This is a genomic window from Kitasatospora sp. NPDC101176, assembly GCF_044768035.1.
Taxonomy (GTDB): Bacteria; Actinomycetota; Actinomycetes; order Streptomycetales; family Streptomycetaceae; genus Kitasatospora.
This window is the reverse complement of the sequence record NZ_JBIWPA010000004.1, coordinates 231,689-246,154: the sequence shown is the minus strand read 5'-3', so window position 1 is coordinate 246,154 and position 14,466 is coordinate 231,689. Positions and strand designations below refer to the sequence as shown.

The following is a 14,466-nucleotide window of genomic DNA, read 5'->3' as shown; positions in this document are numbered from 1 at the left end:
ACGCGGCGGTCAGGGGCGATCAGGGGCGATCGCCGACCCGGTCACCGACGGCAGGCGCCCGGGGAACCCGCCGGAACGGGGCCGCACCGCACACCCGCCCGGCCCACCGGGGGCCACAACGCCCCGGAAACGGAGAAGCCCCCGGCCGACGGCCGGGGGCTTCTCGATGGTGCGCTCAGCAGGATTCGAACCTGCAACCTCTTGATCCGTAGTCAAGTGCTCTATCCGTTGAGCTATGAGCGCAAGGAACGGGCGAACCCGATCTTGCGGAGTTGTGGTGCGCTCAGCAGGATTCGAACCTGCAACCTCTTGATCCGTAGTCAAGTGCTCTATCCGTTGAGCTATGAGCGCTCGCCCTGGTGAACAGTGCCACCGGGGCGGTGCGGGGACAACATTACATGACCTGCGACGCGGGGCGAAATCGATTGATCCGGGCCCCCCGGCGGCCCCCGCCGGGACCGGCCCCGGACCGCACCGCACACCCGGCCCGCACCGGCCCGGACCCGGCCGGACGTACGAGGGGTCCGGCCGGACGTACGAGGGTCCGGACATGCGAAAGAGCCCCGCCGACGAGATCGTCGGCGGGGCTCCCGGTCGGCGGAGGCTGAGGGATTTGAACCCTCGATCAGGAATAACCCCGAAACCGCATTAGCAGTGCGGCGCCATAGACCGGACTAGGCGAAGCCTCCTCCACAAGGATCAAGCCCGCCTGAGCGGACCCGTTCCGTGTGCCTGTGATGATGCCACAACCGCGGGGTTCGGCACCAACCACCGCCAACGTTACTAGGCGGGTCGTCCCCACCGCAAAGAAGAATGAGATACTGCCGTCTCCGGAGGAGCTGCCCTGAGCCGAGGAGACCTGTCGACGTGAGCAGCAGGCCGATCCGAGGCGCTGCTCGCCTCGCCGCCATACTCGACGCCCTGCCCGACGCGTTGCTGCTGGTGAACAGCAACGGGACGGTGGTGGACGCCAACAGCGCAGCCGTCCAGGCGCTCCAGGCGCCCGGCACCTCGTTGGTCGGCATGGGCGTGCTGGACCTCCTGCCCGAGTTCGACCCGAGCCGGATCCCCGGCTCGATGCGTCCGGCCGCCCGCGAGGGCGACGAGCCCGACCGCCCGGTCCGGATGACCGCGCGCCGCACCGACGGCACCACCTTCCCCGTCGAGGTATCCGGCAACGACTTCCCCGACGACGGCGTCAGCGAGGGCCGCGGCTACGCGCTCGCCCCCTACGACCCGTACCGCGACGAGCGCTCCCGCGCCTCCTCCGCGACCGACCTGCTCCTGCTGCTGGTGCGCGACCTCTCCGGCCGGCTCGGCGTCGAGGCCGAGCTGCGCCGCCAGCACAAGCAGACCGAGATGATCCTGCGCGCCGCCGCCGAGGGCGTCCTCGGGGTCGACCTCGAGGGCCGCTGCGTGCTGGTCAACCCGGCCGCCGCGCACATCCTGGAGTACCGGGCGAGCGAGCTGGGCGGCCGCGAGCTGCACCCCCTGATCCAGCACTCCCGGGCCGACGGAACCCCGCTCGCGCTGGAGGAGTCCGCGCTGCTGGACACCCTGACCTCCGGCCGCAAGCACCGGGTGCGCGGCACCGTGCTCTGGCGCAAGGACGGCCGCCCGGTCACCGTCGACCTCACCACCGCCCCGGTCCGGGACGGCGACCAGCTGGTCGGCGCGGTGATGACCTTCACCGACCGCAGCCGCGAGCTCGCCCTGGTCGCCCGCAACGACCACCTCACCGCCGTCCTGGAGAGCGAACTCGGCGGCGCGCTGACCGCGCTGAACGAGCGGCTGGACACCCTCGCCGCCGACCCGGCCGGGCAGCTCTGGCCGGAGGCCAACTGGACGCTGCGCCGGCTCGCCGACGAGTGCCGCCGGTTCGGTCGGCTGATCGACGGCGTGCTCGCCCACCAGCGGGCCGAGGCCGGCGAGAGCGGCCTCGCGGACGGCCGCGACGGCAAGGACACCAAGGACGCCAAGGCCGGCCGCCGGCCCTCCGAGCAGCGGGTGCCCGTCGCCCTGGACAAGGTGGTCCGGCGGGCCGTCGAGGAGGCCGGCGGGCTGGTCGGCCCCGGCCGGGTGCGCTTCTCGGTGCACGCCGCCGCCGTCGAGGTGATCGCCGACGAACACCGGCTCGCCCAGGCCCTCGCCCACCTGGTCGCCGACGTCAGCGGCATCGGCCTCGCCCTGGACGCCCCCGTCACCCCCTCCCCCGGCCTGGCCGCGCCCGGCCCCAACGGCGGGGCCGTGCCGGTGCCGCCCGAGCCGCCGACCGTCGTCCTGGCCGCCGCCCAGCGCGGCGAGGTCGCCCGGGTCGAGATCCGCGGCCCCGGCCTCGGCGGCAGCCCCGTGCACCTGCCGATAGCCCGCGCGGTGGTCGAGCGCCACGGTGGCGTGCTCCAGCCGCACGAGCTGCCCGGCAAGGCCGGCACCACCTACGTCGTCGAGCTGCCGCTGGACCCGGCCGCCGCGAAGGCCGCCGCCGAGCGCGCGGGCGCCGAGGGCCGCTCCGACCGGCCCAAGGAGAGCGACAGCGCCGTCCTGCCCGAGCTGCCCGGCATCCCGCAGCTGCCCAGCAGCGACGGTCCGGCCGAGGCCGCCGAGGGCTCCGGCGAGGGCGTCGAGCAGCCCGGCCGCGAAACCCCCGCCGCCGAGCGGCCCGCCGAGGAACCCGCCACCGAGCGGCGCGGCCGCCGCGGCCGGCCCGCCGCCGAGACCCCCGAGGCCCCCGCCGCCGGCACGCCGACCGACCCCGGCACGCCCGCCGACCAGTGGCCGAACGCCCCCGCCCGGATCGAACGGGCCGTCCCCGAGCAGTGGAACGGCACCGGCAACGACCCCGCGTACGGTCGCCAGGGCCTGGCCGGCCCGGACGGCGCACAGCGCGACCCCTGGGGCAAGGACGACGGCCGCTCCGGCCCCGCCTACGCCGTACCCGTCGAGGGCGAACGCCCCCGGCAGAACCGCCCCGCCGGGCGCGAACCGCTCGCCCTCGGCCCCGGCACCGCCCCGGACGACGGCACCCCCGCCGCCGGCACCCCCGCCCCGGACGGCGCCCCGGCGTCCGACGGCTCGGCCAAGCCCCGCCGGCGCCGCGCCCTGCCCGCCGCCGAGGACGCCCCGGGCGGACCGGCCCTGCCCGGGCTCGCCGACACCCCGGTCTACCCCGGCCTGGAGAACGCGCTGCCGGCCGGGCCTGCGCCCGTGGCGGCCGAACCCGCCGCCGCGCCGACCGGGCGCCGCCGCCGACTCGCCGTCCCGCCGGGGCCCGCCCCGGAGACCCCGGCCGGACCGCCCGCCCACGCGCCCCAGGAGGACCGGCCCGTCCAGGGCGCCCCCGCCGCCTTGGAGCCCGCCCGCCCCGCGCTGCCCGCCGCCGAGGAGCAGTCGGGCCCGCAGCCGGTCGGCAGCGGTCTCGCCGAGCTCGCCCCGCCGCGTCCGCTCGCCGGCCCGCCGGTGCCCACCCTCGTGCCGCAGCCGCCCGTCCCCGTCGAGGCCAGGACGGCGCCCCGTCCGATGGCCGCGCTGCCCGCCGCACTGCCCGCCGGCGGCGACCGGGCCGTCCCGGAGCAGCCGTCGCTGCCCGCCGGTCCGCCCGCCCTGCCCGGTGCTCCCGCTCCGCTCGGTGCGCCCGGCGCTCTCGGTGCGCCCGGCGCTCCGGAGGACGGCGACGGCCGCCGGCTGCTGGTCTGGCCCGAGCCCGACCCGGCCACCCGGCAGGCCCTGCAGGAACGCGGCTACCAGCCGGTGATCGTCCGCTCCCGCGAGGAGGTGGACGCGCAGGCCACCGGATTCCCCGCGGCGCTCTTCGTCGACCCGCTGACCGGCCCGATCACCCGCACCGCGCTGCAGTCGCTGCGCACCGCCGCGCTCAACAGCCGCGTCCCGGTGCTCGTCACCGCCGGCCTCGGCCAGGCCACCCGGGACTCCGCGTACGGCGCAGACCCGGCCGTCCTGCTGCGCGCCCTCGCGCCCCGCGACGGCGAGCACCACGCCCCGCGCGTCCTGCTGGTCGAGGGCGATCCGGACATCGCCGCCGCCATGATCAGCAGCCTGGAACGGCGCGGCATGCACGTCGAGCACGCCACCGACGAGAACGACGCCGTCGCCCGGGCCGCCAGTGTGCAGCCCAACCTGGTGGTGATGGACCTGTTCCAGATCCGCCGCCGCCGGGTCGGCCTGCTCGACTGGCTGCGCGCCAACGACCGGCTGCACCGCACCCCGCTGGTCGTCTACACCTCGGTCGACCTCGACCCGCGCGAACTGCCCCGGCTGCGCACCGGCGAGACGGTGCTGTTCCTCGCCGAGCGCTCGACCAGCGCGGACGTCCAGTCCCGGATCGTCGACCTGCTCGGTCGGATCGGCGCGATGGGCGAGGCCGGCGTCCCCGCGGCCGGCTGAGCACGCTCGAAGGGCCCGCCGCACCGGAAGTCCGGTGCGGCGGGCCCTTCCGTCAGCCGGCGGGCGACCCGCGGACTACTCCTTGCCGAGCACCGTGACGTCCAGCTCGTCCGCCGCGTAGCTGGCCCGGATCACCTTCTTGTCGAACTTGCCCACCGAGGTCTTCGGCACCGACTCGACGATCGACCAGCGCTCCGGCAGCTGCCAGGAGGCGATCCGCCCGGCCAGGAAGGCCCGCAGCTCCGGCAGCCCCACCGAGGCCCCCGGGCGCAGCACCACGGTGGCCAGCGGGCGCTCGCCCCACTTCTCGTCCGGGACGGCGACCACGGCGGCCTCGGCCACCTCGGGGTGGGCCATCAGCTCGTTCTCCAGCTCCACCGACGAGATCCACTCGCCGCCGGACTTGATGACGTCCTTGGCCCGGTCGGTGAGCGTCAGGTAGCCGTCCGCGGTGATGGTGCCCACGTCGCCGGTGCGCAGCCAGCCGTCCTCGGAGAACTTGTCCTCCGGGCGGAGCGGGTCCTGCCCGGCGCCGCCGTAGTAGGCGCCCGCGATCCAGGGGCCGCGCACCTCAAGCTCGCCCGCCGCCACGCCGTCGTGCGGCATCCGCTCGCCGCCCGGGCCGATCAACCGGGCCTCCACGGAGGCCGGGAAGATGCCCTGGGTGACCCGGTACGGCCACTCCTCCTCCGGGGTCAGGCCGCCGGGCGGCTGGGCGAACGAACCGAGCGGCGAGGTCTCGGTCATGCCCCAGGCGTGCACCACCCGGATGCCGTGGCGCTCCTCGAAGCCCTCCATCAGCGAGGGCGGACAGGCGCTGCCGCCGATGACCACCATGCGCAGGCTGGAGGTGTCGTAGTCCCCCGCGTCGAGCTCGTCCAGCAGGCCGCTCCAGATGGTCGGGACGGCGGCGCTGACGGTGGGCCGGACGGCGGCGATCATCTCCGCCATCGGCTTCGGCTGGAGGAAGCGGTCCGGCATCAGCAGGCTGGCGCCGGACATGAAGGCGGCGTGCGGGATGCCCCAGGCGTTCACGTGGAACATCGGGACCACCGGCAGCGCGGTGTCCCGCGGGGTGAACGCGAAGTTGTCGCCGGTGTTGACCTGCAGGCAGTGCAGGTAGACCGAGCGGTGGCTGTAGAGCACGCCCTTCGGGTCCCCGGTGGTGCCGGAGGTGTAGCAGAGCACCGCGGCCTGCCGCTCGTCGACGTCGGAGCGCCACGGGTACGCGGTGGGCCGGTCCGCGATCAGCTCCTCGTAGTCGTGCACGGTGCCCGCGAAGCCGGCCAGCAGCGAGCGGTCGCCGGGGCCGCTCACCACGATGTGCCGCAGCGTCGGGGCGAGGTCCCCCAGCACCGCGGCGAGCAGCGGCAGCACGCTGCCGTTGACGATGATCACGCGGTCGGCGGCGTGGTTGACGATGAACGAGAGCTGGTTGGCGGGCAGCCGCAGGTTGAGCGTGTGCAGCACCGAGCCCATCGCCGGGACGGCGAGGTACGCCTCCAGGTGTTCGGCGTTGTTCCACATCAGGGTCGCCACCCGGTCGTCCCCGGTCACGCCCAGCTCGTCCCGCAGCGCACAGGCGAGCTGCGCGGCCCGCGCCCCGACCTCCGCGTAGCTGCGCACGACCGGCCCGGAGCCGTCCCAGGTCGTGACGGTGGACCGGCCGTGGATGGTGGACCCGTGCTCCAGAATCCGGGCGACGGTAAGCGGAACGTCCTGCATCGTGCTGAACACGGGTCCTCCTCGACCTGGCGGCACTGGCGGCTGTGCCCGCGGGCACCTACCGGGCGGTAATGCGCGCGGACGTGCCCGATTGTGCCGCCCCGCCCGCCCCCTGTCAGCATCCCGACCCCGTTGCACGGATCACGACCCCGCCCCGCCCCCACCCCCGATCCGCTCCCGCTCCGTGACCGGGCGTGGGTCAGGGGGTGGGGCGGGTGTGGTCGGGGCGGGAGAGGCGGACGGAGTTGGCGGGGTCGGGGAGGTAGGTGGGGTCGAGGGTCCAGCCCTGCTCGGCGGCGAGGCGCAGGACGTGGTGGGCGCCGGCGCCGCGGTAGGTGGCGCGGTTGACGCGGATGCGGCGCAGGAAGGTGCCGTCGGGGGCGGTGACGCCCCGGTAGGACTCGGCGGGCTGGGCGAGTTCGCGCTGGACGGCGCGGTCCAGGACGCGGCGGATGTGGCGGTCCCAGGCGGCCCGGCCGTTGGTGAACTCGGGCCAGAAGGCGCGCGGACCGACCGCCCAGCGGGCGCCCCAGCGGTCCCAGTGGTCGGGCTCGGGGTGCTTCACCCAGAAGGCGAGCAGGCTGAGCACGCCCAGCACGGGGACGTAGACGAACTGGAGGAGGAACATCACCGGCAGCAGCGGGGCGAAGCGGGTCGGCTGCGGGCCCCACGGGGTGCCCGGGGCGGCGGGCGGGTCGTGCGGGGCCGGGGCACGGACGCCGGTCGGTGCGGGGAAGCGGCGGGTGAGCCGGACGTGGCCCGGGTCGGAGCGGACCGGTACGCCGTGCCAGCCGTGGCGCTCGGCGAGGCGGACCAGGCCGGCCGCGCCGAGGCCGCGGTAGAGGCGGACGGCGAACTCGGTGTGCACCGCGCGGCCGAGGTCGGGCAGCGGCGTGCCGCCGCCGGCCGCGTGCTCGGCCTCGGCGGCGGCGATCCGGCGCGCCAGGATCGGGGCGACGTACCGCTCCCAGTCCTCCGGGCGGCCGGTGAGCTCGGCCTTGAGGCGGCGCGGCGGGATGAAGGTGCGGTTGACCTTCAGCCAGCCGTCGGAGTCGGGGCCGGAGGGGCCGCTGCTGCCGGACCAGAGGAGGAGCGCGAACAGGGCCACCAGGGCGGCGATCCAGAGCGGGGCGTAGATCCACTGCAGGGTGAACTGGAGCAGGACGGCGATCCGCCCGCGGCGCGGCCCGGGGCCGGGGAAGGCCTCCGCCCCGGCCGGCACGGGCGGCGGGGTCGGAGCCTGCGGGGTCGGAGCCTGCGGGGTCGGAGCCTGCGGGGCGGCCGGGTGGGGCTGCGCGGCGCCGGGCGGCGCCGGGTACGGGTGCGCCTGCGGCGGGACGGGCCGGGCGTACGGGTTCTGCGGGGCCGGGCCCCGGCCGTACGGGCTCTGCGGGTACAGGTCCGGAGGGTACGGCCCCTGCGCGTACGGGTTCTGCCGCGGTGCGGCGCCGTAGCCGCCCGCGTCGTCGTGTCCCTGTCCGTTCGGCATGCCGCCGCCCCCCTCCGCTGGACCGGGGCCACCTTATCGGGGGCCGGCGGGCCGCCCGGTGGGGCGTCAGCCGGCGGTCGGGCCGTCGACCTGGTTGCGGTCGACGGTGAGGGTGGCGCCGCCGTAGGTCTCCTCGGCGTTGCCGCGGTACTGGTGGATCCGCTGGTGGGAGCTCCAGAGGTCGGTGGTGAGCGGGCCGGAGCCGGCGGTGTCGGCGTGGTCGTCCCAGCGGGCGTACCAGAGCGCGTCGGGCAGCGGGGAGCTGCCGGCCCGGGCGGCGGCGGCCAGGTCGGAGACGCCGGATTCGAGGCTGGAGTAGAAGCCGGAGCGGTAGCCGGCGGAGTGCAGGGCCTCGGTCCAGCCGAGGGTGAAGTCGACGACGGCCTGGCCGCAGGCCGGGTCGTTCATCGGGTAGGCCTCGACGTCGAGGTAGACGGGGGCGCCCGGGCCGAAGCCGAGCGAGCGCAGGGCGCGGACGGCCTCGTCGGCCTCGTCCCGCCCCTGCCGGACGGCGGTGGCCGGGTCGATCCGCCGGGGTTTGCGACTGAGCCGGCTGCACGGGGCCTGCAGCCCGACGTGCACCGGCAGGAAGCGCCAGCCCAGGGCACGGGCCTGGCGCACCCAGTCGGCGGTGAGCCGGGGCTGGGTGCAGCCGCGTTGGGAGCCGCTGACGTAGATGCCGAGCGCGCCGTACGGGGAGGCGGCGCGCCAGGCCCGCAGGGTGTCGACGGGCGGCGCGGTGCAGGCGTCGAAGGCGGGTCCGGCGTAGGCGTCGCGGAGCCGGGGCGGCCCGATCCGGTCGGGCAGGGTGAGGGCCCGGATGCGGGGGACGGCGGCGGCGGCCGGGGCGGTGGCCTCGGTGTTCACGCCCGTCCCGTCGGTGGCCAGCAGGAGCACGAGGGAGGCGGCGACGAGGGCCGCGGGGCGTAGGTAGCGCACCGACCCTTGATACTGACGGACCATCGGACGATCGCGGCAACCACGCCGCGGACGCCGGGCGAGCCCACCCCTTCGGGCGCACCCGTCCGCAGCCGTCCCGTCATTTGTAACGAGCTTGCCGGTTTGTCGCTCCTTACGGCAAACTCACCCTTATGCCCACCTCCAACCCCAGCGAAACCGCAGCCCCGACGTCGGCCGCCGCCGTCGCCGAGGCCCTTGCCATGCCGCCCGCCCCCAAGGGCGAGCCCGCCGGCGAGCGGGGCGGCTGGCGACGAGGCGGGGCGTCCGGCGCCGCGGCGCCACCCGGCGCGCACCCCGGCCGGCCCACCGGCCGGTTCCCGAAGGTCCTGCGGCGCCCGGAGCGGATCCCGGCGCCGCTTCTCTGTCTGACGGCGATGTTCCTGGTGCAGACCGGCATCGCGCTCTCCAAGCCGCTGTTCGGCCCGCTCGGGGTCAGCGGCACCACCTTCCTGCGGCTGGGCTTCGCGGCGGTCATCCTGCTCGCCGTGACCCGGCCCCGGCTGCGCGACAAGCGCCCGCGCGACCTCGCCGCGGCCGCGCTGCTCGGCATGGCCTCCGCCGGGATGACCTTCCTGTTCGCCGGTGCGATCGACCGGCTGCCGATGGGCACCGCGGCGACCATCGAGTTCCTCGGCCCGCTCGCCGTCGCCCTGGTCTTCGCCAGGAAGGCCAGCCACCTGCTCTGGGCGCTGCTCGCGGCGGCCGGCGTCGTCCTGCTGACCCTGCTCGGCGAGGGCGACGGCGGGGGCGGACTCGATCCGGTCGGCCTGGTCTACGCCTTCGGCGCGGCCGCCTGCTACGCCGCGTACATCCTGTTCACCGACAAGGTCGGCGCCGCCTTCCAGGGCTTCCAGGGGCTGGCGGTGTCGATGACCGTCGGCGCGCTGACGCTGGCGCCGTTCGGGCTGGGCCAGGCGTGGGACGGGCTGACCGCTCCCGGCGCCTCGCCGCTGGTGCTGCTGGCCGCGGTGGCCGGGGTGTCGCTGCTGCTGCCGGTGATCCCGTACGCGTTGGAGATGACCGCGCTGCGACGGATGCCGCAACGGGTGTTCAGCGTGTTGGTCAGCCTGGAGCCGGCGGTCAGCGCGCTGGTCGGGCTGGTGGTGCTCGGCCAGCTGCTGGGCGTGCCGCAGCTGGCCGGGATCGGCTGCGTGGTGGCGGCCAGTGTGGGCGCCACGCTGACCGGGCGGCGGTAGCCCGCCGCCGGGGCGTCGGCCGACCCCGACCGGAGCGGGACCGGGCTACGGCCGGAGCGGCACGGGGCTTCGGCCGGAACGCGACCGGGCTACGGCCAGAGCAGGGTGCGCGACCACTCCGGGGTGCGGACCGGCCCGGTGCGGGTGTACCGGAGCCGGACGTGCCGGCGCTCGGCGTCGCCCTGCCAGTACTCCACCTCGTGCGCCCACAGGGTGTAGACGGCGTGCCCGGCCGCGACCGCGTCCGGGGTGGCCTCCAGCCGGCGGCGGGCGACCGCGACGGCCTCGTCGTACTCGGTGAGCGAGCCCAGCGGCTCGCTCTGCCGCCCGACCAGCGCGCCGACCCGGGCGGCCGGCGAACGGGTGGCGAACTCCGCCGCGGCGACCAGGTCCGCGGCCCGCTCGACGGTCCCGCGGACCCGCACCTGGCGGCCCAGCTGCGGCCAGTAGACGGTCAGTGCGGCGGCGGGGTGGTCGGCCAGCTGGCGGCCCTTGGGGCTGTCGGCGGCGGCGGAGAACACCCAGCCGGTACCGGAGGCGTCGACGTCGCGCAGCACCAGCACCCGGGCGTCCGGCAGGCCGTCCGCGTCAACCGTGGAGAGGGTGACCACCTGCGGGTCCGGCACGCCGGCGGCCAGTGCGGTGGCGAGCCAGTCCACGAACAGCAGGCCGGGCTCGGCGGGGGCGCTGTCGGCGTCGAAGGACGGCAGCGGTCGGGCCATCGGCGGGCGACCGAGCAGCAGCTCGGGCACGGACCTCGGCTCGGGCCGGTGCTCCGCCGGGTGCTCGGCCCTGACGTCCGGCCCCGGTCGCGGATCCGGCTCCGGTGCAGGCCAGACCTCGCCCGGGCCGGTCAGCCCCTCCTCGTCCGCCGCCATCGCGCGCCCTTCCTTCCGGTTGCCGCGGTCGCCGCCCCGGCCGGGCCGTCCTTCCCTGGCCCGGGCACGTGCTGCACTCTCGGAGCGCAACCGTACCGCCGAGGCCCGACGGCTCCGGGCGCGGGCCCTCACTGGACGCGCCGGGGCCAGGACGCACCCGTGGGCGGTGCCGATGGCGGCACCGCCCACGGGGCCGGTTTCGCGGCGACCCTTTCCGCTGGCCGGTCTTGCGCGCGTCTGATCGCGCCCGGGCGGGATCTCCGCCCGGAGACTGGTTCGAGCCCCTCCGCGGGTGCTCGGCTCACCCGCGGTCACCCACCTCCGGCGCCCCCGCCTTCGGTGGTGTCCGACCGGATCGGTCGGAGATCCGGATCAGCCGAGGACCCGGATCAGTTGAAGATCGGGGCGAAGACGATGTTGACGTTCTTGTTGGACTGCCCGGCCAGGATGGTGCCCGCGTTGTCCTTCACCGCGAGGGTGTTGTTCTGGTTCGAGGCACCGGAGCCGGTGGCCGTCTGCTGGGTGGAGACGTAGTTGCCGTCGACCGAGCCGAAGACGTTGCCCGTGCCGACGTTGGACACCACCCCGGCGTTGGAGCCGGCGGCGGCACCCGCGCCGTTGTCGGCGGCCGCGGCACCGGCACCGGCCAGCAGCAGCCCCGCCGCGAGCGGGGCGGCGAGCAGGAGTCCGGCCACCCGGCGGGTGTGGTTGCGAGCCATGAGAGCCTCCAAGAAAGCTGTAAATCGTGCAACTGTCGAGCAGGGGGTGCGGGAGTTCGCCGGCCAGACGAACACCTGCGGGCTGCGACGCCGGGAGACAGACTTCCGCAACAAATCGACAAAGCACTAGCCGGCGGAGCAGTTTTCGCCCGTTAGCGTGATATCCACCCAGCCCGCGAATAACGGCAGCCGAACCGGACAGCGCGCCGACACACCACCTCCGAGCTGGGATTTTCGCCCGACCGGCGGCCATCGACCCGCCCGCCGGAAACGGCGCGTCGATACGGTGCGAACCACCGCGCGCACCACCCCGGCGCCGACGAACCGGGAAAGCACCCCCCAGAAGGTTCGACCACCCTTCCATGTCGACATTTCCAGCCATCGTCAGCCGATCGGAAAGTCGTACCGAAACGGGAGGAACGGCGGGGAGGAACGGCAGGGAGGAGCGTGGAGGGGAACGGCGGGGAGGAGCGGTGGAGGGAAACGGCGGAGGAATTCCGGGCGCCGCGCCGGATGACGATCAGACCATCTTGCCCGGATTCAGGATTCCCAGCGGGTCGAAGACCGCCTTCAACTGCCGCTGCAGATCCAGGGCCACCGGCCCCAGCTCACGGGCCAGCCAGTCCCGCTTCAGCAGCCCCACCCCGTGCTCCCCGGTGATCGTGCCGCCCAGCTCCAGCCCCAGCGCCATGATCTCGTCGAAGGAGCGCTGCGCCCGCGCCGTCTGCTCCTCGTCCGCCGCGTCGAAGATCACGATGGGGTGGGTGTTGCCGTCCCCCGCGTGGCTGACCACCCCGATGGTCAGCGCGTGCCGCTCGGCGATCGCCGCGACGCCGTTCAGCATCTCGGCCAGCCGGGACCGCGGCACCGCCACGTCGTCGATCATCGTGGTGCCGAGCCGGTCCAGCGCCGGCAGCGCCAGCCGCCGGGCCTCCAGCAGCAGGTCCGACTCCGCCTGGTCCTCGGCCGGCACCACCTCGGTCGCCCCCGCGGCCCGGCACAGCTCCGCCACCCGGGCGAGCTCGGCCGTCCGCTCCGGCCCGTCGAAGGCCACCAGCAGCAGCGCCCGGGTCGACTCGGGCAGCCCCATCCGGCCCAGCTCGTTGACCGCCCGCACGCTGACCGCGTCCATCAGCTCCATCAGCGACGGGGTCAGACCGCGCGCCATCACCTCGCAGACCGCCGCACCGGCCGCGTCCGCGCTCGGGAACTCCGCCGCCAGCGCCAACTGCGGCGCCGGGGCGGGCCGCAGCGCGAGCACCGCCCGGACGACCACGCCCAGCGTGCCCTCCGACCCGACCAGCAGCCTGGTCAGGTCGTACCCGGCCACGCCCTTGGCCGTCCGGCGCCCGGTGGACAGCAGCCGCCCGTCCGCCAGCACCACGTCCAGGCCGAGCACGTACTCGCCGGTGACGCCGTACTTCACGCAGCAGAGCCCGCCCGCGCCGGTGCCGATGTTGCCGCCGATCGTGCAGGACTCCCAGCTGGACGGGTCCGGCGGATAGGCCAGCCCCACCTCGCCCGCGGCACGGGAGAGTTCGGCGTTCACCACGCCCGGCTCGACCACCGCGATCCGGTTCACCGGGTCGATCTCCAGGATCCGGTCCAGCTTCACCATCGACAGCACGATGCAGCCGTCCACGGCGTTCGCCGCACCCGACAGCCCGGTCCGCGCGCCCTGCGGCACCACCGGCACCCGCAGCGCGGTGGCGGTGCGCAGCACGTGCTGCACCTGCTCGACCGTCTCCGGGAACACCACCACGGCGGGCACGCCTGCGGCGCAGAACCCCGCCATGTCCCGGCTGTAGGCGGCGGTCACGTCCGGGTCCACCACCACCGCGCCGGCCGGGAGGCCCTCCGTCAGTCGGTCCGTCAGATCGCTCATCGCCGCCTCCACTCGCCGCCCACCGGCCTCCTCCGGCACTCTGCCCGCCCCGGATCGGCCGGGCAAGTGGTCCCCGCCGGGCGAGCGGTCCCGCCGGCACCGCCGCGCCGACGGGAACCGCCGCGCCGGTGGGCCCCGACCCCCGTGCGGGGCCCACCGGCAGCGGTCAGCGGCGGACCACCGGCTCCTGGAACTCGGTGACCCACTGCGCCGGGTCGTCCGGGCACTCCAGGTAGAGCTCGCGGGCGTAGCCGGCGGAGCGGTAGCCGTTCGCCTCGATGAAGCGGGCCAGCTCCTGGAAGGCGCCCACGGCGTCGTCCATCGGGCCGCGGTGCACCAGCGTCGCCGCCTCCTCGATCGGCGGCAGGTCGAGCACCGCGACGTCGGACCGGCCCGGCTCCACCGACGGCCCGACCGGGACGGCGACCCGGATCAGCACCGCGCCGTCGCCGTCCGGCACGTCCTCGTACCGGGCGACGGACGGGCCGGTCCCCGTGATCCCGGCCGCGGCCAGGCGCCGGCACAGCTCCGCGAACAGCGGGCCGATCACCGGGCCGATCTGCTCGGGCTCGTAGCCGGCGGCCACACCGGTCAGTTCGGCCACCCGGACGGGCGGCACCCGCTTCACCACGACATCGTGCGTGGACATGGTCCCCTCGCTCTCGATCGTCCGGAGCCTCGCCTCCACCCGCGCCAGCCGCTGCCCGTCCGCGGCGATCGCCTCGGCGAGTTGGGCCCGCCGCATCCGCAGCATCCCGCGCAGTTCGACCGGGTCGACCTGCTCGTCGAGGACGGCCCGCACCTGCTGCAGCGTGAAGCCGAGCTCCTTGAGCGCGATCAGCCGGTTGAGCCGGGCGAGTTGGGACGCCTCGTAGGAGCGGTACCCGGTGACCGGGTCCACCCGGGCGGGCCGCAGCAGTCCGATCGCGTCGTAGTGGCGCAGCATCCGCACCGACACCCGGCCGTGGCTGGCGAAGTCTCCGATGTTCAACATGGTGCTCCCACTCCACTGCCTCTCACGGTGTCAGGGTCAAGTCCCGGCCCCGGAACGCGCGAAGGGCGGGTGCCGAACGATCTCGGCACCCGCCCCTGAGCAGGTGGTTCTCCTACCGGCGGAGAGCGTGGGATTCGAACCCACGGTGACGGGTCACGCCACGACAGTTTTCAAGACTGTTCCCTTAGGCCGCTCGGGCAGCTCTCCAGGCGGAGGTCA

Annotated in this window: 9 protein-coding genes and 4 tRNA genes; 2 read left to right on the top strand and 11 right to left on the bottom strand. The window is 75.4% G+C overall.

Going from position 1 to position 14,466, the window contains the following annotated elements; all coding sequences use genetic code 11:
• Positions 1–167 precede the first annotated feature (167 nt).
• The 3 genes from ACIRS1_RS08825 to ACIRS1_RS08815 form a co-directional block, all read right to left on the bottom strand.
• Positions 168–243, bottom strand: a tRNA-Arg gene (locus ACIRS1_RS08825).
• Positions 244–275: 32 nt separating this feature from the next.
• Positions 276–351 (bottom strand) — tRNA-Arg (locus ACIRS1_RS08820).
• Positions 352–598: 247 nt separating this feature from the next.
• Positions 599–689: transfer RNA gene (locus ACIRS1_RS08815), tRNA-Ser, on the bottom strand.
• Between the two features lie 178 nt (positions 690–867).
• Here ACIRS1_RS08815 and ACIRS1_RS08810 point away from each other — a divergent pair.
• A complete protein-coding gene (locus ACIRS1_RS08810) occupies positions 868–4,401 on the top strand; it encodes a PAS domain-containing protein (RefSeq protein WP_402838007.1) in 3,534 nt (1,177 codons plus the stop codon).
• Positions 4,402–4,476: 75 nt separating this feature from the next.
• Here ACIRS1_RS08810 and ACIRS1_RS08805 read toward each other — a convergent pair whose 3' ends face one another.
• From ACIRS1_RS08805 to ACIRS1_RS08795, 3 genes are all read right to left on the bottom strand, one after another.
• Positions 4,477–6,138 (bottom strand): long-chain fatty acid--CoA ligase, encoded by a 1,662-nt coding sequence (locus tag ACIRS1_RS08805; protein ID WP_402838005.1) that lies wholly within the window; start codon positions 6,136–6,138, stop codon positions 4,477–4,479.
• 187 nt (positions 6,139–6,325) lie between these two features.
• The gene (locus ACIRS1_RS08800) at positions 6,326–7,615 is read right to left on the bottom strand and encodes a hypothetical protein (RefSeq protein WP_402838003.1); all 1,290 of its coding nucleotides are present in this window, start codon (positions 7,613–7,615) and stop codon (positions 6,326–6,328) included.
• Positions 7,616–7,681: 66 nt separating this feature from the next.
• The gene (locus tag ACIRS1_RS08795; RefSeq protein WP_402838002.1) at positions 7,682–8,554 is read right to left on the bottom strand and encodes a DUF1906 domain-containing protein; all 873 of its coding nucleotides are present in this window, start codon (positions 8,552–8,554) and stop codon (positions 7,682–7,684) included.
• 152 nt (positions 8,555–8,706) lie between these two features.
• On the opposite strand from ACIRS1_RS08795, the gene ACIRS1_RS08790 reads away from it, so the two are divergent.
• Positions 8,707–9,771 (top strand): EamA family transporter, encoded by a 1,065-nt coding sequence (locus tag ACIRS1_RS08790; RefSeq protein WP_360205728.1) that lies wholly within the window; start codon positions 8,707–8,709, stop codon positions 9,769–9,771.
• Positions 9,772–9,860: 89 nt separating this feature from the next.
• On the opposite strand, the gene ACIRS1_RS08785 is transcribed toward ACIRS1_RS08790, so the two are convergent.
• The 5 genes from ACIRS1_RS08785 to ACIRS1_RS08765 all read right to left on the bottom strand — a co-directional run bounded on the left by ACIRS1_RS08785 (position 9,861) and on the right by ACIRS1_RS08765 (position 14,454).
• On the bottom strand, positions 9,861–10,649 hold the full coding sequence (locus ACIRS1_RS08785; protein WP_402838000.1) for a pyridoxal 5'-phosphate synthase: 789 nt from the start codon (positions 10,647–10,649) through the stop codon (positions 9,861–9,863).
• 389 nt (positions 10,650–11,038) lie between these two features.
• Complete coding sequence (locus ACIRS1_RS08780; protein WP_402837998.1) at positions 11,039–11,368, bottom strand: hypothetical protein; 330 nt, start codon at positions 11,366–11,368, stop codon at positions 11,039–11,041.
• 520 nt (positions 11,369–11,888) lie between these two features.
• A complete protein-coding gene (locus ACIRS1_RS08775) occupies positions 11,889–13,253 on the bottom strand; it encodes an FAD-binding oxidoreductase (protein WP_396317006.1) in 1,365 nt (454 codons plus the stop codon).
• 166 nt (positions 13,254–13,419) lie between these two features.
• Positions 13,420–14,247: a MerR family transcriptional regulator gene (locus tag ACIRS1_RS08770; RefSeq protein ID WP_402837995.1), complete on the bottom strand. Its 828-nt coding sequence runs from the start codon at positions 14,245–14,247 to the stop codon at positions 13,420–13,422.
• Positions 14,248–14,366: 119 nt separating this feature from the next.
• Positions 14,367–14,454 (bottom strand) — tRNA-Ser (locus ACIRS1_RS08765).
• Positions 14,455–14,466: the final 12 nt, after the last annotated feature.